Source organism: Curtobacterium sp. SP.BCp, assembly GCF_051903255.1.
GTDB lineage: Bacteria > Actinomycetota > Actinomycetes > Actinomycetales > Microbacteriaceae > Curtobacterium.
Genome location: NZ_CP194338.1, coordinates 2,222,436 through 2,246,512 on the forward strand (window position 1 = coordinate 2,222,436; position 24,077 = coordinate 2,246,512).

The 24,077-nt window shown below is 72.2% G+C and carries 20 protein-coding genes; 4 read left to right on the top strand and 16 right to left on the bottom strand.

The genetic code is table 11. The features are described 5' to 3' along the window. Window positions 1-242: 242 nt before the first annotated feature. Together ACRQ4C_RS10580 and glgB are read left to right on the top strand one after the other, a co-directional pair. Entirely contained in the window at window positions 243-2,243 is a 2,001-nt protein-coding gene (locus tag ACRQ4C_RS10580; protein ID WP_439688623.1) for a maltotransferase domain-containing protein, read from the top strand. Further along, a complete protein-coding gene (gene glgB, locus ACRQ4C_RS10585; RefSeq protein WP_439688624.1) occupies window positions 2,240-4,936 on the top strand; it encodes a 1,4-alpha-glucan branching protein GlgB in 2,697 nt (898 codons plus the stop codon). The genes ACRQ4C_RS10580 and glgB overlap by 4 nt, the downstream gene beginning before the upstream one ends. 235 nt (window positions 4,937-5,171) lie before the next feature. On the opposite strand, the gene ACRQ4C_RS10590 is transcribed toward glgB, so the two are convergent. Together ACRQ4C_RS10590 and ACRQ4C_RS10595 are read right to left on the bottom strand one after the other, a co-directional pair. Next, window positions 5,172-6,194 (bottom strand): tetratricopeptide repeat protein, encoded by a 1,023-nt coding sequence (locus ACRQ4C_RS10590; protein ID WP_439688625.1) that lies wholly within the window; start codon window positions 6,192-6,194, stop codon window positions 5,172-5,174. Further along, window positions 6,191-7,927, bottom strand: coding sequence for a hypothetical protein (locus tag ACRQ4C_RS10595; RefSeq protein WP_439688626.1), 1,737 nt, complete (start codon window positions 7,925-7,927; stop codon window positions 6,191-6,193). The genes ACRQ4C_RS10590 and ACRQ4C_RS10595 overlap by 4 nt, the downstream gene beginning before the upstream one ends. A 227-nt stretch (window positions 7,928-8,154) precedes the next feature. Here ACRQ4C_RS10595 and ACRQ4C_RS10600 point away from each other — a divergent pair, with 227 nt between their 5' ends. Then, window positions 8,155-10,002, top strand: coding sequence for a DivIVA domain-containing protein (locus ACRQ4C_RS10600; protein WP_439688627.1), 1,848 nt, complete (start codon window positions 8,155-8,157; stop codon window positions 10,000-10,002). 108 nt (window positions 10,003-10,110) lie between these two features. Here ACRQ4C_RS10600 and ACRQ4C_RS10605 read toward each other — a convergent pair whose 3' ends face one another. From ACRQ4C_RS10605 to ACRQ4C_RS10650, 10 genes are all read right to left on the bottom strand, one after another. Continuing rightward, the gene (locus ACRQ4C_RS10605) at window positions 10,111-10,899 is read right to left on the bottom strand and encodes an alpha/beta hydrolase (protein ID WP_439688628.1); all 789 of its coding nucleotides are present in this window, start codon (window positions 10,897-10,899) and stop codon (window positions 10,111-10,113) included. Next, entirely contained in the window at window positions 10,896-11,198 is a 303-nt protein-coding gene (locus tag ACRQ4C_RS10610; protein WP_439688629.1) for a hypothetical protein, read from the bottom strand. Before ACRQ4C_RS10610 ends, ACRQ4C_RS10605 begins: the two co-directional genes overlap by 4 nt. Window positions 11,199-11,210: 12 nt before the next feature. Then, entirely contained in the window at window positions 11,211-11,873 is a 663-nt protein-coding gene (locus ACRQ4C_RS10615; RefSeq protein ID WP_439690900.1) for a transglycosylase SLT domain-containing protein, read from the bottom strand. Between the two features lie 402 nt (window positions 11,874-12,275). Continuing rightward, window positions 12,276-12,824, bottom strand: coding sequence for a DivIVA domain-containing protein (locus ACRQ4C_RS10620; protein WP_290131477.1), 549 nt, complete (start codon window positions 12,822-12,824; stop codon window positions 12,276-12,278). Window positions 12,825-12,903: 79 nt separating this feature from the next. Then, entirely contained in the window at window positions 12,904-13,896 is a 993-nt protein-coding gene (locus ACRQ4C_RS10625; protein ID WP_290131476.1) for a phosphatidate cytidylyltransferase, read from the bottom strand. Continuing rightward, the gene (gene frr / locus ACRQ4C_RS10630) at window positions 13,896-14,450 is read right to left on the bottom strand and encodes a ribosome recycling factor (RefSeq protein WP_290131475.1); all 555 of its coding nucleotides are present in this window, start codon (window positions 14,448-14,450) and stop codon (window positions 13,896-13,898) included. Before frr ends, ACRQ4C_RS10625 begins: the two co-directional genes overlap by 1 nt. Window positions 14,451-14,496: 46 nt before the next feature. After that, window positions 14,497-15,216, bottom strand: a complete 720-nt coding sequence (gene pyrH, locus ACRQ4C_RS10635; RefSeq protein ID WP_290131474.1) for a UMP kinase — start codon at window positions 15,214-15,216, stop codon at window positions 14,497-14,499. A 111-nt stretch (window positions 15,217-15,327) separates the two neighbouring features. Further along, complete coding sequence (gene tsf, locus ACRQ4C_RS10640) at window positions 15,328-16,155, bottom strand: translation elongation factor Ts (protein WP_290131473.1); 828 nt, start codon at window positions 16,153-16,155, stop codon at window positions 15,328-15,330. Between the two features lie 80 nt (window positions 16,156-16,235). Beyond that, complete coding sequence (gene rpsB, locus ACRQ4C_RS10645; RefSeq protein WP_439688630.1) at window positions 16,236-17,132, bottom strand: 30S ribosomal protein S2; 897 nt, start codon at window positions 17,130-17,132, stop codon at window positions 16,236-16,238. A gap of 270 nt (window positions 17,133-17,402) precedes the next feature. Next, the gene (locus tag ACRQ4C_RS10650; protein ID WP_439688631.1) at window positions 17,403-18,845 is read right to left on the bottom strand and encodes a sugar porter family MFS transporter; all 1,443 of its coding nucleotides are present in this window, start codon (window positions 18,843-18,845) and stop codon (window positions 17,403-17,405) included. A 364-nt stretch (window positions 18,846-19,209) separates the two neighbouring features. Here ACRQ4C_RS10650 and ACRQ4C_RS10655 point away from each other — a divergent pair, with 364 nt between their 5' ends. After that, window positions 19,210-19,806 carry a murein hydrolase activator EnvC family protein gene (locus ACRQ4C_RS10655; RefSeq protein WP_439688632.1) on the top strand — a complete coding sequence of 199 codons (597 nt, stop codon included), beginning with the start codon at window positions 19,210-19,212 and terminating at the stop codon, window positions 19,804-19,806. Between the two features lie 76 nt (window positions 19,807-19,882). Here the strand turns inward: ACRQ4C_RS10655 and ACRQ4C_RS10660 are convergent, their stop codons facing one another. Genes ACRQ4C_RS10660 through ACRQ4C_RS10675 form a run of 4 tightly spaced genes read right to left on the bottom strand, consistent with a single transcriptional unit; the run spans window position 19,883 to window position 24,060 of the window. Beyond that, on the bottom strand, window positions 19,883-20,869 hold the full coding sequence (locus ACRQ4C_RS10660; RefSeq protein ID WP_439688633.1) for a tyrosine recombinase XerC: 987 nt from the start codon (window positions 20,867-20,869) through the stop codon (window positions 19,883-19,885). A 16-nt stretch (window positions 20,870-20,885) separates the two neighbouring features. Further along, entirely contained in the window at window positions 20,886-22,175 is a 1,290-nt protein-coding gene (dprA, locus tag ACRQ4C_RS10665) for a DNA-processing protein DprA (protein ID WP_439688634.1), read from the bottom strand. Then, window positions 22,172-23,701 carry a YifB family Mg chelatase-like AAA ATPase gene (locus tag ACRQ4C_RS10670; RefSeq protein ID WP_439688635.1) on the bottom strand — a complete coding sequence of 510 codons (1,530 nt, stop codon included), beginning with the start codon at window positions 23,699-23,701 and terminating at the stop codon, window positions 22,172-22,174. The genes dprA and ACRQ4C_RS10670 overlap by 4 nt, the downstream gene beginning before the upstream one ends. Then, window positions 23,698-24,060, bottom strand: a complete 363-nt coding sequence (locus ACRQ4C_RS10675; protein ID WP_439688636.1) for a YraN family protein — start codon at window positions 24,058-24,060, stop codon at window positions 23,698-23,700. Before ACRQ4C_RS10675 ends, ACRQ4C_RS10670 begins: the two co-directional genes overlap by 4 nt. Window positions 24,061-24,077 lie beyond the last annotated feature (17 nt).

Sequence of the window (24,077 nt, forward strand, 5' to 3'; positions counted from 1 at the left end):
GCCGTGCGCGCGCCGGCGGGGACGGGCCGCCCTGCGCGCGCCGGTGCGGCCGGTCGGTCGTGCGCCTGTCGGCGCGCGACCGGACGCCGGACGGGAGGCGCGGTGCGGGGCCGCCACGGGCCTCCCGTCCGTTGCGGCGCACCTCCAGGGCCGCTCCTCCACAGGCGCGAAGCACGCGCTCGTCGTCCACACGACACGCCTTCCGGAGAACGCCGTCGCGGCTTCCGGGTAGCGTCGGCTCCGTGGCCACCGCAGACCGACCCCGGCGACCGAAGCCCGGGCGCATCCCCATCACCGAACTCGCACCCGCGACGCCGAACGGTTACCCCAGCAAGGCGTTCGACGGCGAGGTGATCACGTTCGGCGCGACCGTCTTCCGCGAAGGGCACGGCATCATCGGCGCCGACCTCGTGCTCGAGCGTCCCGACGGCGGCACCAGGACCGTCCCGCTCACCCTCGTCGCCGCCGGGACCGACCGGTACGAGGCGACCGTGCAGGTCGACCACGTCGGCGTCTGGTCGTGGCACGTCGAGTCGTACTCCGACGACTGGGCCACGTGGGTGCACGCCGCGCGCCTGAAGATCGCGGCCGGCGTCGACACCGAGGCCACGCTCCTCGACGGCGGCGTGCTGCTCGACCGACTCGCGACGGAGACGGACTCCCCCGCCGCCACGCGCGCCGCGGCCCGCATCCGCGACACCTCGCTGGACGCTGCCGAACGCCTCGCCGCGATCGACGACGCTCGGATCACGAGCGAGGTCGAGGACGCGCCGCTCACCTCACTGCGGACCCACTCGCCGACGCAGCTGCTCGACGTCGAGCGCACCCGCGCCGGTGTCGGTGCCTGGTACGAGTTCTTCCCACGGAGCGAGGGTGCGAAGAAGAACGCCGACGGCTCCTGGAAGAGCGGTGACTTCCGCACCGCAGCCCGTCGCCTGCCCGCGGTCGCCCGGATGGGCTTCGACGTGGTCTACCTCCCGCCGATCCACCCCATCGGCACGACCGCGCGCAAGGGCCCGAACAACACGCTGACACCCGGCCCGCACGACCCCGGCAGCCCCTGGGCCATCGGATCGGCCGAGGGCGGCCACGACGCGATCCACCCCGACCTCGGCACCGAGGCCGACTTCCGCGAGTTCGTCGAGACCGCCAAGAACACCGGGATGGAGGTCGCGCTCGACTTCGCTCTCCAGTGCTCCCCCGACCACCCGTGGGTCACCGAGCACCCGGACTGGTTCACCCAGCGCGCGGACGGCTCCATCGCCACGGCCGAGAACCCGCCGAAGCGCTACCAGGACATCTACCCGATCCAGTTCGACGCGGACCCCGAGGGCCTCGTCACCGAGGTGCTGCGCGTCCTGCGGCACTGGATGTCGTTCGGCGTGCGGATCTTCCGCGTCGACAACCCGCACACGAAGCCGCTCTGGTTCTGGGAGCGGGTCATCCGCGAGATCCGTGACGAACACCCGGACACGGTGTTCCTCGCCGAGGCGTTCACCCGCCCGGCGATGATGCGGGCGCTCGCCGAGGTCGGGTTCCAGCAGTCGTACACGTACTTCACCTGGCGGAACACGCGCGAGGAGATCGAGTCCTACTTCGAGGAACTCAGCCACGAGACGAGCGCGTACCTGCGCCCGAACCTCTTCGTGAACACACCGGACATCCTCACCGAGTACCTGCAGTTCGGCGGCCGAGCGGGCTACAAGGTCCGTGCCGCCCTCGCCGCGACGGGTGCGCCGACGTGGGGCATGTACTCCGGGTACGAGCTCTTCGAGGACGTCGCCCGACCGGGGTCCGAGGAGAACATCGACAACGAGAAGTACGAGTACAAGCCGCGCGACTTCGCCCTCGCCGAGGCCGAGGGAGCGAGCCTGGCGCCGTACGTCACGATGCTCAACCGCTTCCGTGCAGCGCACCCGGCGCTCCGGCAGCTCCGGAACCTGCACGTGCACCACGCCGAGGACCCGGCGATCGTCGTGTACTCCAAGCACCTGCCGGGGCGGTTCGTCCGTTCCGGCCGCGACGACACCGTGATCGTCGTCGCCAACGTCGACCCCCACTCGGCCCGTGAGACCACGGTGCACCTCGACCTGGCCGCCCTCGGGCTCGCCACCGAGGAGCCGTTCGACGTCCGCGACGTCGTCACCGGGCAGCGCTGGGTGTGGGGCTCGTCGAACTACGTACGCCTGGACGCCTTCCAGGAGCCCGTGCACCTGCTCGTCGTGGAGGGACCGCACCGATGACCGACGCCGACAAGACGCCGAAGGACAGCGGGACGGAGGCACAGCCCACCCCGCCGCAGCCCGGTCGTGGTCAGGGGCCGAGCGTGCCCCCCGTGCCGCCCCCGCCGCCGCCCGTGCTCCCGCGTCGGATGCCCGAGGACACCCCTCGGCCGACCCACCCGGCGCAGCACGTCGCTGCTCCCGCGACGGACGGCCCGACGGTGCCCGCCGCCGCGTCAGGCGCGTCGCGTCCTCCCGAGCCGCGCTACGAGCCCCGGGTCTCCGGACCCGGCGAAGACCTGCCCGGTGCCCCCGCACCGGCGAAGGAAGCGCCGGACCGCGGTGTCCCCGAGTCCGCGACGCTCGCCGGGCACGCTCCTGACGCGGCGCACCCCCGTCACCTGACGACCGCGGTCGACGACGGTGCCGACGCCCCGACCTCCGAGGGCGGTGCACCGCTGGCCGACGCCCAGCCGGGCGCCTCGACGTCAGCACCGGCCTCCGTGGCGAGCGGTACCACCTCGGCGCCGTCGCCCGACGGCCCGCGTCCGGCCCCGGTCGAGGACTGGCTCCGCCAGCAGGTCGCCGAGGCCCGCTGGTCGCAGCCGCACGACGTCCTGGGCCCGCACCCCGTCGACGGCGGCACGAGCGTCCGCGTCGTCCGGCACCTCGCGAGCGCAGTCCGGATCGTCCGACCCGACGGCGACGACATCGAACTGGTGCACGAGGGAGACGGCCTCTGGGCCGGCGCGACCGAGGGCACCCTCGGCCGCTACCGGGTCGAGGCCGACTACGACCCGGACCCCTCCGGTGACACGGACGACATCACCTGGACGACCGACGACGCCTACCGCTTCGCCCCCACCATCGGCGAGCTCGACCTGCACCTCTTCGGCGAAGGCCGCGACGAGCAGCTCTGGCACCACCTCGGCGCGCACGTGCAGACGGTCGACGGCGTCGACGGCGTCGCGTTCACCGTGTGGGCGCCCCGCGCCACCGCCGTCCGGGTCATCGGCGACTTCGAGGGCTGGGAGGGCCGGACGACCGCGATGCGCCGGCTGAACGACCTCGGCGTGTGGGAGCTCTTCTGGCCGGGCGCCCTCGAGGGCCAGCGGTACAAGTTCCAGATCCTCACCGACTCCGGGTGGGTGGAGCGCGCGGACCCGTTCGCGCGCCGCACCGAGGTCCCGCCAGCGACGGCGTCCGTCATCACGGCGACCTCGTACACGTGGTCCGACGGCGACACCGCCTGGATGGAGCACCGCGCGCGGACCACGACGCACGACCGTCCGATGAGCGTCTACGAGGTGCACCTCGGGTCGTGGCGACCTGGGTTGTCCTACCGCGAGGTCGCCGACCAGCTCATCGGCCACGTGCAGTTCCTCGGGTTCACCCACGTCGAGTTCCTGCCGCTCGCCGAGCACCCGTTCGGTGGGTCGTGGGGCTACCAGGTCACCGGGTACTACGCCCCGACCGCACGGTTCGGCTCCCCCGACGACCTCCGGTACCTCGTCGACCGACTGCACTCGGCCGGCATCGGCGTGATCATGGACTGGGTGCCCGGGCACTTCCCGAAGGACGAGTGGGCCCTCGCGAAGTTCGACGGACACGCCCTCTTCGAGCACCCGGATCCCCGGCGCGGCGAACAGCTCGACTGGGGCACCTACGTGTTCGACTTCGGTCAGCCACAGGTCCGCAACTTCCTGGTCGCGAACGCGCTGTACTGGCTCGAGGAGTTCCACATCGACGGCCTCCGCGTCGACGCCGTGGCCTCGATGCTGTACCTCGACTACTCCCGCACCGACTGGCTGCCGAACATCCACGGCGGACGCGAGTACCTCGAGGCGATCTCCTTCCTGCAGGAGACCAACGCCACCGCGTACAAGCGCTACCCGGGCATCGTCATGATCGCCGAGGAGAGCACCTCGTGGCCGGGTGTCACCCAGCCGACGAGCGCGGGCGGCCTCGGGTTCGGGCAGAAGTGGAACATGGGGTGGATGCACGACTCGCTCGAGTACATCGGCCGCGAGCCCGTGCACCGCAGCTACCACCACGACGAGATCACGTTCTCGCTCGTGTACGCGTTCAGCGAGCAGTTCACCCTGCCGATCAGCCACGACGAAGTCGTGCACGGCAAGGGGTCGCTGTTCGGGAAGATGCCCGGGGACGAGTGGCAGAAGCTCGCGAACGTGCGGGCCTACCTGGCGTTCATGTGGGCGCACCCGGGCAAGCAGCTGCTGTTCATGGGCCAGGAGTTCGCCCAGGCGCAGGAGTGGTCCGAGGCACGAGGGCTCGACTGGTGGCACCTCGACGACCCCGGCCACCGTGGCGTGCAGGACCTCGTCGCCGCGCTCAACCGCGTCTACCGCGACACACCGGCGCTGTGGACCCACGACTCGACCCCGGACGGCTTCGAGTGGATCGAGGGCGGCGACGCTCCGCACTCGACGCTCGGGTTCCTCCGCAAGGACGGCGACGACCGCCTCGCGGTGTTCGTCAACTTCTCCGGGGTGCCGGTCGAGCGACGGTTCGGTCTCCCCGCGGCCGGCCAGTGGCACGAGGTGCTGAACACCGACGCCGCCGAGTACGGCGGGTCGGGCGTGGGCAACCTCGGCGTCGTCACCGCCGAGGACACGCCGTGGGCGGGCCGTCCGGCATCGGCGCACCTCGTGGTACCGCCGCTCGGCGCGGTCTGGCTGAAGCTCGCCCGCTGACGCCGACCGCGACCGAGACGCGACCGCGAGACGGACGGGAGGCCCGGTGCCAGCTGGCACCGGGCCTCCCGTCCGTCCGTGGTCGCGTGTCGCGGGTGGTCACGCGAATCCGCCGGTCCACAGGTCGCGAACCACAGAAGCGACATCGAACCAGCGCGAGAGCCTGGTTCGATGTCGCTTCCACGGTGTGACAGCGCGTCCGCGCGCGGACGCGCCCGGCGTGCTCGACCGCGCGTCAGTACAGCGCGCTGGCGAGGCGCCTGCGGGCGGCGACGACCCGCGGGTCGTCGGTCCCGATGAGCTCGAAGTACTCCACGAGTCGGACGCGCACGGCCTCGCGGTCGGCGCCGAACACGGTCGGCACGAGGTCGAGGAGCCGTCCGAACGCGTCGTCGACGTGCCCGCCGCTGATGTCGAGGTCGGCGACGGCGAGCTGCGCCTCGACGTCGGTCGGTGCCGCGGCCGCTGCGCTCCGGACCTCGTCGGCGGTCCGGCCGTTCAGCCGGTCGAGGAGCGAGACCTGCGCCAGCCCGGCGACCGCCATCTGGTCGTTCGGGTCCTGCGCGATCGCGGTCTTGTACTCCTGGATCGCCGTCGCGTAGTCGCCCTGCTCGATCGCGTCGTACGCGGCCTGGTGGTGCGGCGGCAGCGGCTCCGGCTCGCCCTGCTCGGCGGCGTCCGCCGGCACGGCGCCGTCGACGGTGACCCGACCGGAGACGCCGTTCTGCTCGGCGGCGGCGAGGACTTGCTCGTAGACGTCGCGCACCTGGGCCTCCGGGAGCGCGCCGACGAAGAGCCCGAGGGGGCGGCCGCCGATGAGGGCCGCGACGGTCGGGATCGACTGCGCCTGGAACGCCTGCACGAGCTGCGGGTTCGTGTCCGCGTCCACCTTAGCGAGCAGCACCCGGCCGTCGTACTCGGCGGTGAGCTGCTCGAGGATCGGCGAGAGCTGCTTGCACGGCCCGCACCACTCGGCCCAGATGTCGACGATGACCGGGACGACGGTCGAGAGCTGCAGGACGTCCTGGAACGTCTGGTCGGTGACGTCGAGGACGAGGGACGGGACGGTCAGGTCTGCGCCGCCCTCGGCACCGCCGCCGGCAGCAGCGACACTGCCCGTCGCATCGCTGCCGGGCGCACCGGGCCCGGCCGGGGCGGGCGCTCCCGGGGCCGTCGCCGGACGCTGCGCCCGGTCGACGAGGGACGACAGATCGACCGCGCCGCGGAGTCCGGACGGGGTCGGGGGGACGTTGCTCATTGCACCTCACTCGCGGCGGTCAGGCCCTGCGTGAAGCCGAGCAGGACCGCCTTCTCATCGGAGCCGACGGGCGGCACGTAGAACAGGACCTGCACGCCGTAGGTGGCGCTGATCCCCTTCTTGCTGGAGTCGACACCGGAGAGCGCCTTCACGGCCCCCTCGGTGTTCACCTCTGCGCCGGACGCCGTCGGCGTGACCTTCTCGACCTCGTCGAGGTCAGCGGAGACCAGTGCGCCGGCCTTGTCGGTGGCGAACGCGACCGCGCTGTCGTCGGGGATCTCCGACGAGTAGTCGATCTTCGCGGTGTCCGGCAGCGCCTTGGCCTTCTTGTCCTTGTACGCCTTGCCGATCGTGGACCGGAGGGCGTCACCGTCGACGTCGAACAGGTCGGCGTACTCGCTCTTCGTGTCCTTCGCGAGGATGTCGGCGTATGCGGTCGCGACCTGGTCCGGCTCGATCGTCAGGAGCTTCGTGGTCGGTGCGAGCAGCGCGGCACCCACCGAGGTCGGCGCGAGGGTGGGGATCTGCGCGTCGGCCTCGAGCGAGACGTCGTACGCGACCTTGTACGGGTCACGCGCGGTCTCCTGGGTCAGGGTGAGGGCCTGGGGCGCCGCCGTCTTCGCCGAGCAGTCCGCTGCGGTGATCGCGAAGATCGTGCGCGGCCAGGTGTCGGTCTGCTGCGGGAGCGCCACGCACACCTCGTCCGCGGAGATCTTCGGCGGGGCGTCGACGTCGGAGTCCTTCGCGCGGATCGTGTAGTTGGCCTCGCGGAGCTCCAGCGCGGCGCCGGTGAAGCGCTCGGCCGCGAGCTTCGCGTCGCGAGCGGTGTCGGCCTTCCGCGCGGTCGTCGCCACGCGCTCGACGATCCGCTTGATCTGCTGCTTCGTCGCCGCGACCGGCTCGGACTGGTCGGCCGTGCCGGAGGCGGTGGGCGTCGGGGTGGGCGTCGTGTCGCCGCCCTGGGGCCAGTACTCGGCGGAGCAGCCGGCGAGGGTCAGCGCGCCGACGAGCACGACCGGGACGGCGACGAACGCCCGACGACCACGACGGCCGCGGCTCGGCACCTGCGCGCCGGCGGCGGCGGCACGGCGCGAGGCACGCACGCGCGGCGGACGCGTCCCCCCGCTGCGACGACGCGGACCACGGCCGCGGCGCTGGTGCACGATCGCCCAGACCAGGAGGGCGATCCCGCCCAGCAGGAACACCCCGCCGGCGACGAGCAGCGGCCCGACCGACGGCGTCGCGGTGTCCCGGGGCCAGGTGACGGAGACGTCGCTCGGAGCGGCGTCCTTGCCGTCGCCGACGATGACGACCGAGACGTCCTCGGGGAGCCGCACGGTGAACTGCCCCGCACCGTCGTACTCCTGGTACCAGAGGTCGCTGCCCGCGGGGTCCGGCACGCTCGTGCCGGAGCCGGTCGTGCGGCCCTGCAGGGTGCCGTCCTCGGCGTCGAAGCGCAGCGTCGTGTGCGCGGCGTCACCGACCCACGCGAGCACGTCGGAGGTCTTGCCGTAGGCGGCGAACACGTCACCGGAGCCCTTGATGTTGATCTCCTGGTAGCCCGGGTTCGCGTTGAGGGTCGTGCCGGGGATGACGGTCACCGGGGCGGAGGTCTTCGCCGTGGAGGCGGCGACGAGCGAGGACGGGGGCGCGAAGACGGTGCGCTGACCGACCGCGAGGCCGACCAGCAGCAGGCCGACCACGAAACTGACGATCGCCAGGACGAACCGCACGGAACTCTCTCCCTACCGCGCCGGGGTGGGGAATCGGCGCCGGATCAGCGCTCCACGATACCGAGCATCCCTGTGGAGTGCATCCTGCGCGGTCCTCCCCGCCCCAGACTCCCAGGTCAGTGGTCTCCCAGGTCAGGCGCTCCCGGGCCAGGGAACTCCAGGTCACGGCCACGCTACGATCGACCCGCGGGCCGCACGGGTCCGCCGGCGAGCACCAGGAGCGACACGTGGCGAACGACGAGGCAGAGTTCGGTTCGGAACTGCGGGGGTACCGCCGCGACGAGGTGGACCGCGCGCTCGGCGACCTCCGGCGTGAGCTCATCAAGTCGAACAAGGACCGCGCGGACGCCGCCAAGGAGATCCGTCTCCTCCAGTCCCGCGTCTCCGACCTCCAGGGCGAGCTCGACGAGGCGGGCACACCCACGTACAGCGGACTCGGTACCCGCCTCGAGTCCACCCTCCGCGTCGCCGAGGAGCAGTCGACCCGCCTCATCAGCCAGGCCGACATCGACGCCCAGCGACTGCGTGCCTCGAGCCGGGCCGAGGCCGACCGCCTGGTGCGCGAGGCCCAGGACGAAGCCCGCGACACCCTCGAGGACGCCCGCACCCGCGCCACCGACGAACTCGCCCGTGCCCGCGCCGAAGCGGCCGACACCGTCGAGCGCGCCCGCGCCGAGGCCGGGCTGCTCCTGCAGGACGCCCGGAACGAGGGCGCCGCCGTCCGCGGAGCCGCGGTCACCGAGGCCGCCGAGGTCCGCTCGGTCGCCATCCGCGAGACGAACGCCCTGCGCGCCCGGGTCGAGCACGAGGTCGCCGAGCTCCGTGAGACCGCGCACCGTGAGTCCGCCGACGCCCGCGCCGCCGCCGCCGACCTCGACCGCGAGACCGAGCACCGCCGCGCCGAGTTCGAGGCGGACCACGCCCGCCGCGTCGAGGACCTCGACCGGACCGAGACCGAGCGTCGTGCCGCACTCGACCGCGAGGTCACCGAGGGCCGGGCCGCTTGGCACCACGAGCGGGACGAGCAGCAGCGGGCCCACGCGCTCGAGCTCGAGACCGGACGCGCCGACCTCACCGCCGAGGTCGACCGACGTCGCGCCGAACTGGACGCCGAGCTCGCCGACCGCCGCCGTGAGACCGCCGAGGAGCTCGCCGCCGCACGCGCCGAGTGGGACCGGGAACTCGCCTCCGCCCGCACCGCCCTCGCCCAGGAGGTCGAAGCGGCCCGCGCGCAGCTCCGTGTCGACGAGGAGCAGACCCGCACCGAGAACGAGCGCCTCGTGCAGGAGACCGCGGACCGCGCCGCCCGTGAGCTCGAGGAGCACCGGACGCGCATCGAGCGCGAGCGCGCCGAGGCCGACGCCACACTCGAGCGCGCGGTCCGTGACCACGAGGCCGAGCTCGCCGCCCGCCGCGACCGCGAGCACGGCGAGCTCGACACGGAGATCGCCGACCGCCGTGCCGCGGACATCGGAGCGCTGGAGGCCGAGCGCACCGCACTCCGACAGGAGATCGACACTGCCCGTGCCGCGCTCGCCCGTGAGCGTGACGAGGCCGCGGCAGACATCGCCCGGATGCGCGACGACGCCCGGACCGCACTCGAGTCCGAGCTCGCGGCCCGCCGGGACGACGCCGAGCAGGAGTACCTCCAGAAGCACCACGAGACGGTCACCGAGACGCAGAAGTACCTCGACGAGGCGAACCTGCAGCTCGCCGAGGCCACCCGTCGCGCGAGCGAGGCCCGGGAGCGTGCCGAGCGGCTCCAGCAGGAGGCCGACGACCTCGAGCGGACGAGCACGGCCGAGGCGCAGGAGCATGCGCGCACGATCGTCGCGGACGCGCAGGAGCGGGTCCACCGCATGGTCGAGGACGCCGAGAGCCGCACCGCCGGCATCGTCGCGGACGCCGAGGACCGACTCGCCGCGATCCGCACCGAGCGCGACGCCGTCGCCGGCTACCTCGAGAACCTGCGCGGCGTGCTGACGCACGCGACGGGCCTCCTGGGCACCCAGGACGGGGTTTCGGACCAGGGCACGGCAGATGCCGACGCGACCGAGGACGCGGCCGCGCGCTGACACCACCGGACGGACGGGAGGCCCGTGGCGACGCCGCCACGGGCCTCCCGTCCGTCACGACGTCCCGTCCCTGACCCGGGGGCGCCAGGCGAGGACCGCCGACGGTCGTCAGACCGGCCAGCGGGTCGGGAGCGGCGCGCTGCCGGGGACGACGAGGTCGGCGATGCGGTCGAGCACGATGCGGACGTAGCGCTCCCCCACCCAGAGGTGCTTCGCGCCCTCGACCGGCTCGACCCGGATGTCCGACGCGACGGCGAACCGCGCGCGGGCAGCGTCGGGCTGGAGGAAGTCGTCGTGCTCCGGGACGAGGGCGACGACCGGGACGCCGGCGTCGGTCCACGCGGCGAGCTCCTCGTCGGTCGTCCGGTGGAGCGGCGGCGACAGCAGCACCACGCCCGCGACCCGACCCGCGCGCACGTGCTCGAGGGCGTGCTTGAGGATCACCTCGGTGCCGAACGACCACCCGACGAGCCAGGGCGTCGGCAGACCACGTTCCACGACGTCGGAGACGGCGGCGCGGAGGTCGAAGCCCTCGGACACGCCGTCCCCGAAGACACCCTCGGAGGTGCCGCGCGGCGAGGACACCGAGCGGAAGTTGAAGCGCTGCACCGCGATGTCGGCGAGCGCGGGCAACCGAGCGGCGGCCTTCTTCAGGACGTGCGAGTCCATGAACCCCTGCGCGGTGGGCAGCGGGTGCAGGGTCACGATCGTGCCGCGGGCGGGACGCTCCAGGGGTTCGGCGAGCTCGCCGACGAGGGTCAGGTGGTCGTCCGTGACGAGCTCGATGTCGGTCCGCCGTGCGGGCAGCTCAGTGCCCGACCGGATCTCGACGGGCTCGGGCTGCTCGGGCACGGTCCGCTCGGGCCGGGTCTGCTCGGGCTGGGTCTGCTCGGTCATGCGATGCTCCAGCAGTGGTTGTGCCAGTGACGGCGGGACGCGAGGTCGGCTTCGTCGCCGAGCACCCCGTCGGCACGCCAGACGACGACGTGTGCGGTGCCGGGCAGCACCGTGCCGCCGCAGCCCGGGCAGACGTACTCCTTCTGCGCAGACGCTGCCGAGACGGGCTGGACCGTGTACTCACGGCCGCGACGGGACTCGGTCCGCTTCCACCCGCTCATGAGGCGGTCGAGGCCGGCCTCTTCCTCGGCTTCGGGCCCGCGACCGCGAGGTCGCCGCGGCCGGTTGCTCCGCGGCACCCCGGCAGCCGATCAGTACCAGTTGTTGGCGACGCTGTGCCCCCAGGCGCCGCAGGGGGTGCCGTAGACGCCGGCGATGTAGTTCAGGCCCCACGTGATCTGGGTCGCCGGGTTCGTCTGCCAGTCGGCGCCCGCGGTCGCCATCTTGCTGCCGGGGAGCGCCTGCGGGATGCCGTAGGCACCGCTCGGGTTGTAGGCGTTGACCCGCCAGCCGGACTCCTTGTTCCACAGCGACACGAGGCAGCTGTACTGGTCCGAGCCCCATCCACGGGCCGCCACCATCTGCTGGGCGATGGCCTGCGCGCTGCCCGGGTCGGGCGTCGCGGCAGGTGCGGCGAGCGTGTTCGTGGCGGAGACCTGCGTCGTCGAGCTGTCGTCCGTGCTGTCCGCGTCGGCGGTGGCGTCGTCCGTGGGTGCCTTGGTGACCTTCGGCTTCGGGACGCTCACGTCGTACCCGTCGCGATCGGCGTCGAACGCGGCGTACGTGCCGTGCGGCGAGTACTGCTGCGGCGCCGCGGCCGGAGCCTTCGCGAGCACGGCGGTCTGCACGGCCGCCTGTGCGACGTCGGGCTGCATCGGGTTGAAGAGCGAACCGCCCACGAACCCGAAGACGGCGAAGAACGAGAGCGCGGGGATCGTCGCACGCTTGCGCATGAACGAGTTGACGCCGCGCATCGGCTGCTCGTGCACCGGCTTCGACCGGAGCGCCGCGGTCGTCACGCGGGCGCGACGCTGCTTGACGATGCGGGGGTCGGCCGGGGTGCTCGGCACCGCGTGCGCGACCGCCGCGTCGGACACCCGGTTGGCCGCGACCGACTTCGGAGCGACGAGCACCGGACCCGTGACCTCGGGGACCGTCTGGGGAGCGGTCGCCCGGGTGGACGGGTCCGCGGAGAGGACCGAGGTGCCCGCGGTTCGGGTTCGGTTCAGTGCCGCGCGGCGTTCACCCGAGACCGTGCGGTCGAGGTGCTCGCGAGGATCGCGGTCGGAGCTGGAGTCTGCCGTGTGCCTGCCCATGAGTCCGACCAGGATAACGGAAGCATCACGGAAAGCGAAGCACTTCCTGCGCGCGCGTCGTCAGCGGACGGCGAGCATGACCTCGACGACGGCGTCGAGGACCGCGTCGACCTGGGCTTCCCGGTAGCCGCCGTGCTTCGGTCGGAACACGACCGACCGCACCTCGGTGAGGCTGAGGGGCTTGCCGTCACGGAAGTACCCGGCGAGCCGTGCGGCGAAGGCGTCGACGTCCTTCGGGTGGTACCCGGTGCCGAGGAAGCTGACGCGCGAGAACCGCTGCCCGTCCGGACGCTCCAGCCGGGCGACGACGTCGGAGGCCTTCGTGCGCGCCTCGGCGTACCAGGCCTTCTTGCCACCGTCGGCGATCTCGCGCTCGCGCTCGCGTGCGGCGAAGGCGTCCTCGAGCCGCTCGAGCGCGGCGTCGACGTGCGCGGTCGAGTAGCCGCCCTTGCGCATCGAGAAGGCGGTCGCGCGGATCTTCGCCGCCTCGAGCCCCGGCTCGGTGTCGTTCGCCGTGTAGGCACGACGGGCGTCCTCGAGGAAGCGCTCGACCTCGTCGACGTCGTACCCGAGGGTCTTGCGTGCTGCGTTCGGGAAGGTGGTGGCCACGGCGACATTCTGCCAGCACCGTTCCCTGGTGCGACCTGGACGCGCGGGCACACCCCTCAGGGAACGGGCACGACGGACCTCAGTGGTTGACGATGAGGAACAGCACGTACGCCACGGCGGCCGACGGCAGGATGCTGTCGATCCGGTCGAGCAGTCCCCCGTGCCCGGGCAGGAACGAGGAGATGTCCTTGATCCCGAGGTCGCGCTTGATCATCGACTCGGTGAGGTCGCCGAGGGTCGCCGACCCGGAGATGAGCACCCCGAGGACGACGCCCGTCCACCAGGGCAGCCCGAGCAGCAGGATGCTCACGACGATGCCGACGATGATGCTCGCCGCCACCGAGCCCGCGAAGCCCTCCCACGTCTTCTTCGGGCTGATCCGCGGCGCCATCGGGTGCTTGCCGAGGTTGAGCCCCGTGGCGTAGGCCCCGGTGTCCACCGCGACGACGACGAGGATGAACGCGATCACCCACAACTGCCCCCGGTCCTCGCGGGAGAGCAGGACGACGCACGCTCCGAGCAGGGAGATGTACGCCTGCACGAACAACCCGTTCGTGAGGTCGCGCGCGACGTTGCCCGCCGGGGGCTTCGTGCGCGCGAACGCCACCTCCACCAGCCGCCACGCGCTGATGAGCACGATGCCGCCGAGCAGCGTGAACAGCGCCGGGACCTGGCCGCCGATGAAGGCTGCCGGGACGATCGCGATCGCGACGGCGACGCTCGGGATCCGCGGGACGTCGCGGCCCGCGAAGCGCATGGCGCTCGCGAGTTCGTACACGCCGACGCCGAGGAGGAACGCCGCGACCACCATGAAGGCGGGCTTCCAGATCAGGAGCGCCGCGAGCATGACGACCGCGAACGCGAGCGCGATGCCGATCGCTGCCGGCAGGTTGCGCCCGGTCCGGGCCGTCAGTGCTTCGTTGCGGGCGTCGAAGTCCGCTCGACGCCGCTGGATGGAGGCCTCGAAGTCGGACCGCGCTGCGCGGGCCCGAGCGTCGAAGTCTTGGCGGAGACCCCGTTTGGCGGGTTCCTGGGTCGTGGGGCGGTCACCGCCCTGGTCGTGACGACGCATCAGACCTCGAGGAGTTCGGCTTCCTTCTTCTTCAGCGCGTCGTCGATCTGGTCGACGTGCTTCTTCGTGATGACGTCGAGCTCCTTGTCGCCGCGGGCGATCTCGTCGTCCGAGATCTCGCCCTTGAGCGCGTCGAGGTCGTCCTTGGCCTTGCGGCGGATGTTGCGCACGACGACCTTGTGGTCCTCACCCTTGCCGCGGACGAGCTTGACGAACTCCTTGCGGCGGTCCTGCGTGAGCTCGGGGATCGTCACGCGGACGACGTCGCCGTCGTTCGACGGGCTGGCGCCGAGGTTCGGGAACGTCGCGATGGCGCGTTCGATCTCCTTGAGCGCGGACTTGTCGTAGGGCGTCACGACGAGCGTGCGCGCCTCCGGGGTCTGCAGGCCGGCGAGCTGCGCGAGCGGCGTCGGCGTGCCGTAGTAGTCGACCGGGATCTTCTGGAAGAGCGCGGCGTTGATGCGTCCGGTACGGACGGTCGCGAAGTCGTCCTTGGCGACGTCGACGGCCTTCGCCATCTTCTCGGTGGCTTCGGTCAGGACATCACTGATCACGGTGGTTCTCCTTCGGTACTGCGTCGAGTCTAGTCAGCGGTCGGGGTCAGTTGCTGACGACCGTGCCGATCCGCTCACCACGGATCGCCGCAGCGACGTTGCCCTCGCCCTCCATGCCGAACACGTGCATCGGCATGCCGTTGTCCATGCAGAGCGAGAACGCCGTGGCGTCCACGACCTTGAGACCCTTGAGGAGTGCGTCCTGGTAGGTCACGTGGTGCAGCTTCTCGGCGGAGGCGTCCTTCTTCGGGTCCGCTGTGTAGACGCCGTCGACGCCGTTCTTGGCGACGAGGACCTCGTGCGCGTCGATCTCCAGCGCTCGCTGCGCCGCGACGGTGTCGGTGGAGAAGTAGGGCAGGCCCGCACCGGCGCCGAAGATGACGATCCGGCCCTTCTCGAGGTGCCGCTCGGCGCGTCGCGGGATGTACGGCTCGGCGACCTGGGTCATGCTGATCGCGGACTGCACGCGCGTGGCGGCCCCGGCCTGCTCGAGGAAGTCCTGCAGCGCGAGGGCGTTCATCACCGTGCCGAGCATGCCCATGTAGTCCGCGCGGCCGCGGTCCATGCCGCGCTGGGACAGCTCGGCGCCGCGGAAGAAGTTCCCGCCGCCGACGACGATCGCGACCTCGACCTCCTGCGCCGCCGAGGCGATCTCCTTGGCGATCGTGCTGATGACGTCCGGGTTCACCCCGAGGGACCCGGCACCGAACGCCTCCCCCGACAGCTTCAGCAGGACGCGGCGTCGCCCGGTCTTCTCGTTCGTCATGTGGTCGGACCCTTCGTCGAATGTCTCGTGGGAATCTACTCGCGCGCCCGACGGCGCGCGAAAAACGGGGCCCGGAACCAGATGCTGGTTCCGAGCCCCGTCACGGGTTCGTTACGCGCCGACCTTGACGCGGGCGAAGCCCTGGATCGTGATGCCGGCGTTCTCGGCGGCCTTCGCGACGGAGATCTTGTTGTCCTTCGCGTAGTCCTGCTCGAGGAGCGCGACCTGCTTGCGGTACGCGTTCAGGCGACCCTCGACGATCTTCGGGAGGGCGGCCTCCGGCTTGCCCTCCTCGCGCGTGATCGCCTCGACGGTCGCGCGCTCCTTCTCGATGTCCTCGGCCGGGATCTCGTCGCGCGTGAGGTACGTCGGGTTCGCGAAGGCGATGTGCTGCGCGATCGAACGGGCCTCGGCAGCGTCGTCACCCTCGTAGGCGACGACGACGGCGATCTGCGGCGGGAGGTCCTGCGAGGTCTTGTGCAGGTAGATCTCGAAGGCCGAGCCCTCGACACGGCGGACCGTGCGGATCTCGATCTTCTCGCCGAGCTGCGCAGCGGCCTCGTTCACGACGTCGAGGACGGTCTTGCCGTCGGCCTCGGCGGCGTTCGCGGACGCGACGTCGGTCGCACCGGCGGCGGCGACGGCCGCGAGGACCTTGTCACCGAGCGCGACGAAGCGCTCGTTCTTCGCGACGAAGTCGGTCTCGCTGGCGAGCTCGACGACGGTCGCGGCACCGTTCTCGGCCGAGGCCACGACGATGCCCTCGGAGGTGGCGCGGTCGTCACGCTTGGCGACGGCCTTGGCACCCTTGATGCGGAGGAGCTCGACGGCCTTGTCGTAGTCGCCGTCGGCCTCGACGAGCGCGTTCTTGGCGTCCATCATGCCGGCGCCGAGGTCGTCACGGAGCTTCTTCACGTCAGCAGCGGTGAAGTTTGCCATTGACTGGAGTCCTTTCTGGACTTGCGTGTGTGGGACGTGGAGCGGGGCGCCGGACCGACACGGTCCGACGCCCCAGGAGGTCACTCGGCGGAGGTGGCGTCCGCGTTCTTGGAGACCTCGGCGATCGGCTCGCCGATCTCCTTCTCGGCGACCTGCGCGTCGGCGTCGTTCTCCTCGACCGGGGTCTCGGCGACCGGGGCCTCGGCAGCGGCCGGCGCGGCCTGCTCGCCACCGAGGAGCTCCTGCTCCCACTCGGCCAGCGGCTCGGCCTCTTCCTCGTCGCCGCCGTTGTGGCGGGTCTTGAGGCCCTCGGCAGCGGCGTCGGCGACGATGCGCGTCAGGAGACCGACGGAGCGGATCGCGTCGTCGTTGCCCGGGATCGGGTAGGTGATCTCGTCCGGGTCGCAGTTGGTGTCGAGGATGCCGATGATCGGGATACCGAGCTTCTGCGCCTCGTCGACCGCGAGGTGCTCCTTCTTGGTGTCGACGATCCAGAGCGCGCTCGGGGTCCGCGTGAGGTTGCGGATACCACCGAGGGTCTTGTGGAGCTTGTCCAGCTCGCGCTTCTTGATGAGGAGCTCCTTCTTGGTGAAGCCCTTCGTCGTGTCGTCGAAGTCGATCTCCTCGAGCTCCTTCATGCGCGCGAGGCGCTTGGAGACCGTCTGGAAGTTCGTGAGCAGACCGCCGAGCCAACGCTGGTTGACGTACGGCTGGCCGACGCGGGTCGCCTGCTCGGCGATGGAGCCCTGCGCCTGCTTCTTGGTGCCCACGAAGAGGATCGTGCCGCCGTGCGCGACCGTCTCCTTGACGAAGTCGTACGCACGGTCGATGAAGGCCAGCGACTGCTGCAGGTCGATGATGTGGATGCCCGAGCGCTCGGCGAGGATGAATCGCTTCACCTTCGGGTTCCACCGACGGGTCTGGTGTCCGAAGTGGACGCCGCTGTCGAGCAGCTGGCGGATGGTGACGACGGCCATGCCGTCCCTCCTTGTTCTCGGCGCGCGGCTGTTCGAGCCGCGTGCACGGTTGCGGTTGTGTCGGTCACGACCGGTGGTCGTGGCCCCTGGTGCCCCACCCCGGACGGCCGCCCGCTCGCGAGAGCGGGACCGGTGGCCGTGGGGTGCGTGTGGACACGCGAAGTCAGCGCGCTCAGCGCGCTGCTGGACAAATGCTAACAGACCGGAGGCCCGGATCACGCACGCCGACCGGCGCGAGTGATCCGGGCCTCCAGGCCGACGACCGGACGATCAGGACTTGGCGTCGACCGTCTCGCCCTCGGCCGTGATGCCCATCTCCTCGAGCGAACGGCCCTTGGTCTCCGGGATCTTCTTGATGACGAAGAACAGGGACAGGAGCGCGAAGAGCGCGTAGATGCCGTAGGTCACGGTGAGGTTGAAGCCGGAGAGCACCGGGAACGAGATCGTGACCACGAAGTTCGCGATCCAGTTCGCCGCCGACCCGACACCGAGCGCCGTCGCACGGATGCGGTTCGGGAACATCTCGCCGAGCAGCACCCACATGAGCGGGCCCCACGTGGCGCCGAACGACACCACGAACAGGTTCGCGAAGATGAGGGCGATGAGGCCCCACGCGCCGGGCAGCTGCGGCGCGCCGTCCACGATGGTGGCCTGCGAGAACGCGATCGCGACCATCGCCAGCGACACGAACATGCCCGTCGAACCGGCCACGAGGAGCGGCTTCCGGCCGAGCTTGTCGACCGTGAAGATCGCGATGAAGGTGACCGCGACGTTGACGACCGAGGTGATCGTCGAGATCAGGAAGGACTGGTCCTCCTTGAAGCCGACGGCCTGCCAGAGCGTCGTCGAGTAGTAGAAGATCACGTTGATGCCGACGAACTGCTGCAGCACGGCGAGGATGATGCCGACCCAGACGATCGGCTGGAGGCCGAAGCGGTTGCCCCGGATGGAGCCCTTCTTCTCGTTGGCCTCCTTCTCGATGCCGTCCTGGATCTCCTCCAGGCTGGTGTTCACGGTGTCGCGGGGGACGATCTTCTCCATGACCCCGCGCGCATCGTCCTTGCGGCCCTTCGCGAGGAGGAAACGCGGCGACTCCGGCAGGGTGATCGCGAGCACGCCGTAGACCACCGACGGCACGACGCCGACGAGGAACATCCAGCGCCAGGCGGCCAGCCCGAGCACCTGCTCCGCGGCGCCGCCGGCGGTCACCGCGAAGATCTGGTCGGAGAGGAGCGCGGCGAAGATACCGAGGGTGATCGCGAGCTGCTGGAACGAGGCAAGGCGCCCGCGGATGGCCTTCGGCGAGACCTCCGAGATGTACGCCGGCGCGATGACCGACGCCGTCCCGATGCCGAGGCCGCCGACGAGGCGCCAGATCACGAGGTCCCACGTCGCGAACGCGAACGCGCTCCCGATCGAGCTCACGAAGAAGAGCACCGCCGCCCAGAACATGACGCGCGTGCGGCCCCAGCGGTCGGCGAGCCGGCCGGCGAAGTAGGCACCGAAGGCGCAGCCGATCAGGGCGGAGGCAACGGCGAAGCCGCTGGCGGCCTCGGACAGGCCGAACTCGCCCTTGATCGCGTCGACTGCTCCGTTGATGACGGAGGAGTCGAATCCGAAGAGGAACCCACCGACCGCCGCCGCGATGGCGAACAGGGTGACCTTCCCCTTGAACGCACGGTCCTCACCGTGCTGGGTGGACGTGTTCGACACGGTGCTCCTGGTTCTTGCCGCCGTGCTGGGTGGCGCACGGTGCTCCGGCGGTCGGCTGGTTCGCCGTCCGAGCGGCGTTGCGTGTTCCGGAGCGGCCCCGACTGTACTCCTCGGACGACGTGTGGTCATAACCGGTTCGTTCCGGTGCGGTCGGGCGGTGGGGTTGCGTGGTCCGGGCCGTGGGATCGCTTCCACGGAACGCGCGCGGTTCGACGCCGCGCGCGTCGATCGACCGGTGCGGGGTCGGAACGCGCGCGGTTCGTGGTCTCCACGACTCCTGCACCGGCCGGGAGGCACGGCTCACCGCCCACAGGTGGGCTGCGGTCGCGTGCGTGGCCGGGTTGTGGACGCGACGATCGGGCGCATGGACGTTCTGGTGAGGACCACGGTCGGGGTGGTTGCGTGCGTGGCCGTGGCGGCGGCTGCGCTGGTCGGCCCGGAGGTCGGGCGCGCCGGGGTCGGGCAGGCAGTGCTCGGGCACGCCGGGGTCGGGCGCGCCGGGGTCGGGCTCGTGGCGGGCGGTGCGGACAGTGCGGACGGCGCGCCGTGGGTGTGGCCGACGGGTTCGCGCGTGGTCGTGCGGCCGTGGGAAGCGCCGGCCGACGACTACGCGGCCGGACACCGGGGCATCGACGTCCCGGCGTCCATCGGCACTCCGGCGGTCGCGGTGGCGGACGGCACGGTCTCGTTCGCGGGTGCGGTCGCCGGCAGGTCGGTGGTGTCGGTCGACCACGGCGGCGGGCTGGTGAGCACACTGGACTCGGTCACCCCTGACGTGACGACCGGTGACGCCGTCTCGCAGGGTGAGGTGGTCGGGCGGGTCGCCGTCGGTCACTGCCCGGCGACCGATCCGTGCGTGCACCTCGGCGCCCGGCTCGACGACCGGTACGTCGACCCGACACCGTACCTGCCCGCGGCGGCGTGGCCCGTGCTGCTGCCGGAGTCCGACTGGCGCGGATGAACGGTCGGTGCTCGGTGCTCGGTGCGCGGTGCTCGGGCGCTCGGTGCGCGGGCGCCCGGTGCGCGGGCGCTCGGCGTCAGGCGCGGGGGTGCGCCGTCCGGTAGACCTCGCGGAGTCGGGCCGAGGACACGTGGGTGTAGATCTGCGTCGTCCCGAGGCTCGCGTGCCCGAGCAGTTCCTGCACCGCTCGGAGGTCCGCTCCCCCGTCCAGGAGGTGCGTCGCCGCGGTGTGCCGGAAGGTGTGCGGGCCGCTCGGCCCCTCCCCGGGCAGGTCCTGCAGGAGGCGGGCGACGACACGGTAGGCACTCCGCGTCCCCAGCCTGCCGCCCCGGTCACCGAGGAAGAGTGCTCGCTCGGTACCGTCGCTCGCGCTCGCGCTCGTCGACCGTGCCGTGCCGCTCGCTCCACCCGTCGCCGTGCGCCGCGCAGCGAGGACGGGGCGTCCCCGGTCGAGCCACGCCTCGAGTGCATCCCGCGCCGGCACCCCGAACGGCACCACCCGCTCCCTGCCGCCCTTCCCGAGCACGCGGACGGTCAGCCGGCTCCTGTCCACGTCGACGACGTCGATGCCGACGAGCTCACTGACCCGGATCGCCGCTGCGTAGAGCAGCTCGACGACGGCCAGGTCGCGCAGTGCACCGGGGTCGTCGGTGCCCGCACGGGCCGCGAGCCCGTCGAGCAACGCCCGCACCTGGTCGGTCGAGACCACGCGGGGCAGGTGGGACGCTCCCTTGGGCGCTCGGAGTCGGACACCGGGGTCGGACGCGAGGAGCCCGGTCTCGCTCGCCCACCGGGTGAAGGCCCGGACGGACGACGACCGCCGGGCGATCGTAGCGCGCGCCAGCGAGCGCTGGTCCGCCTCCCACAGCCAGTCGCGGAGCAGTTCGAGCGAGACACTCCCGACGTCCGCCACACCCCGTGCCGCAGCGAAGCCGACGAACTGCTCGAGGTCGTTCGCGTACGCCCGGAGGGTCTGCTCGCTGAGTCCGCGCGCGTGTCGGGCGTGGCCGAGGAAGCCGTCGACCACCCGGTCGAGGTCCCGCGCGTCGCTCGTGCCGTCCACGGCCCCAGGCTACGACTCACCGCTGCGTCACCCTCGACCACCCGCCGACGCCGTGCTGCACCAGCCCCTGGACCTGCGCGAGCGCCAGGGCATCGGTCGCGTCCGCGATCGACAACCCGCTGCGCCGTGCGACCTCGTCGACGGACAGGGAACGACGACCCAGGGCGTCGAGCGCCCGCAGGACGTCCGGGTCGTCGTGCACGAGCAACGGTGTGCCCGTCGACTGCAGGACCACTCCGCCGCGCTGCTCGATCGCGGCGGCGGCCGCCTCGTCCGGGTGCACCATCAGCTGCGCACGCCCCTGCGCCACGAGCCGGTGACACCCGACGGACGCGGCCGAGGAGAACGCCCCGGGCACCGCGAACACCGTCCGTCCGAGCTGCCCGGCGTGGTGGGCGGTGTTGAGCGCTCCCGAGCGTGCCCCCGCCTCGACCACCACGGTCACGTCGGCCAGCGCGGCGATGAGCCGGTTGCGGGCGAGGAAGCGCCAGCGCGAGGGACGGGTCCCCGGCGGCGACTCGGCGATCACGGCTCCGCGCTGCGACACGTTGCGGAGCAGCTCGACGTTGCCGGTCGGGTACAGCTGGTCGACCCCGCCGGCGAGCACCGCGACCGTGGTGGCCCCCGCGGCGATCGCCACCCGGTGCGCGGTGGCGTCGATGCCGTACGCTCCCCCGCTGACGACGACGCACCCGGCATCGACGGCCCGCGAGCTGATGTCCGCCGCCGCCTCCGAGCCCGCGATCGTGTTCGCCCGCGATCCGACGACCGCGACGGCAGGCGGCTCGAACACCGAGGGCGACGCACCGAGGGCCGAACGGCTCCAGAGCACGAGCGGTGCATGGTGTCCGAGGTCGTCCACCCGCTCCGGCCACCCGGGACCACCCGGGACGAGCAGCCGCGCCCCCACCGCCTCCGCCGCGGCCAGGACCGCACCGACGTCGGCGGTCGCGAGTCGCGGCCGCCACCGATCGACGGCCTTCGTCAGCGCTCGGGCGTAGGCCGAGGGGTCGTCGGTGCCCGCGACACCGCGCTCGACACAGACCCCGAGGAGGCCGTCGATGCCGTCGTCCAAGGCGGCGAGGACCGATTCGAACGCCGGTGCCACGCCGAGCGCGTCCACGAGCCCCCCGGCGATCGCGTCGCCGGGTTCGGCGACGACGGACCACGCGACCCGCGTGGCGACCTCGACCGCGTCGAACGAGCCGCGAGCGCCGAGACCGCCGACCCCGTCGCCCTCACCGCCGCTGCGGCCCGCCGCCTGTGCCACCGCGTCGAGGAGCTCCGGCCGCCCGTACCGGCTCACAGCGCGCTCCGCAGTGCCAGGGCTCCCGCCACGTGGTCCGCGGTCGGCCGGTCTGCCTCGGCGAGGTCCGCGAGCGTCCACGCCAGGCGCATGACACGGTCCCAGCCGCGCATCGTGATCGCACCGCGGTCGAGCGCCTTGTCGATGACCGTGGTCGACCCGGGATCGCCACGACCGTCGCGTCGGAGCCACGTGCCCGCGACGTCGGCGTTGCGGGTCCACCCGGTCCCGGCCAGTCGCGCGGCGGCTCGTGCGCGGGCAGCGGCGACGAGTGCCCGGGCCTCCGCGGTCGTCGGCGCCCGATCGGCGGCGCCACGCACCGCTGCCGACGTGACCCGCGGGACCTGGACCCGGATGTCGATGCGGTCGAGCAGCGGCCCGGACAACCGTGCGAGGTACCGCCGGACGGTGCTCGGCGAGCACTCGCACGGTGCGCTGTGCGCGATGCCCGCGTGCCCGCACGGGCACGGGTTCGCCGCCAGGACGACCTGGCACCGCGCGGGGAACTCGACGGCCCCGGCCGAGCGGTGGATGCTGATCCGCCCGGACTCGAGCGGCTGCCGCAGCGCGTCGAGCACGGCTCGCGGGAACTCGGGGGCTTCGTCGAGGAACAGCACGCCGTGCGTCGCTCGGGAGACGGCGCCCGGCCGGATGACGCCGGACCCGCCACCGATGAGCGCGACGGCCGAGGCGGAGTGGTGCGGCGCCTCCCACGGTGGCCGCCGCGTCCATGACCGCACCCCGTGACCGGCGACCGACCGTACGGCGGCGACCTCGAGCGCCGCAGCGTCGTCGAGGTCCGGCAGGATCCCGGGGAGCCGCTCGGCCAGCATGGTCTTGCCGGCACCGGGCGGCCCGAGCATGAGGACGTGGTGTCCACCGGCGGCGGCCGCCAGGACCGCTCGCACGCCGACCTCGTTGCCGACGACCTCGCCGAGTTCCGGCACCGGTCCGGCCGAGGACTCGGGGCCGGGTGCAGCGGACACCACCGGAACGACGTCGACCGGCGGCAGGACGGCGCCGGCGTCGATCGCCGCGGCGCGGAGCGAGTCGACCCCCGTGACGGCCAGGCCGCTGACGATCTCGGCCTCGTCGACGTTGCCGGTCGGGACCACGGCGCGACGGATGCCGGCGTTCCGCGCGGCGAGGAGCATCGGGATGATCCCGACCACGGGGCGCAGCCGGCCGTCGAGCCCGAGCTCGCCGAGGTGGACCGTCGCCGGTGACACGTGCGGAGCCGTGCCGGCGCCGGCGAGCACGGCCATGGCGATCGCGAGGTCGAACCCCGACCCGCGCTTCGGCACCGCCGCGGGTGTGAGGTTCACGGTGATGCGTCTGGCCGGCAGCGGACACCCCGCGTTCGCCGCGGCCGAGCGCACCCGCTCGCGGGCCTCACCGAGGGCGGTGTCGGGCAGCCCGATGATCCGGAACGCCGGCAGCTGGCTGGTCAGGTGCGCCTCCACCTCCACCAGCCGCCCGCTGACCCCGAGCAGGGCCACCGCCGCTGCCCGTCCGATGCCGGTCACAGGACGCCCGCCACCTGCTCGACGGCGCTCCGAGGACCGTCGACGTGCACCGCGACCGCGTCGATCCGGATCGAGCGTGCGCGCACGTCGGGGTGCTCGGAGAACCACGCGGGCACGAGACGGCGCAACCTCGCGACCTTCGCGTCGGTGATCGCCTCGAACGGGTGCCCGGTCGATCCGCCTGCGCGCGTCTTCACCTCGATGAAGACGAGCGCGTCACCGTCCCACGCGATCAGGTCGATCTCGCCCCGAGCACACCGCCAGTTGCGTTCGACCAGCTCGTAACCGCGTTCCGTCAACCACTCCGCCGCGATGGATTCGCCGTGCGCGCCGAGTGGTGTCGTCGTTCCGTTTGCCATGTTCCGCCTCCGACGCC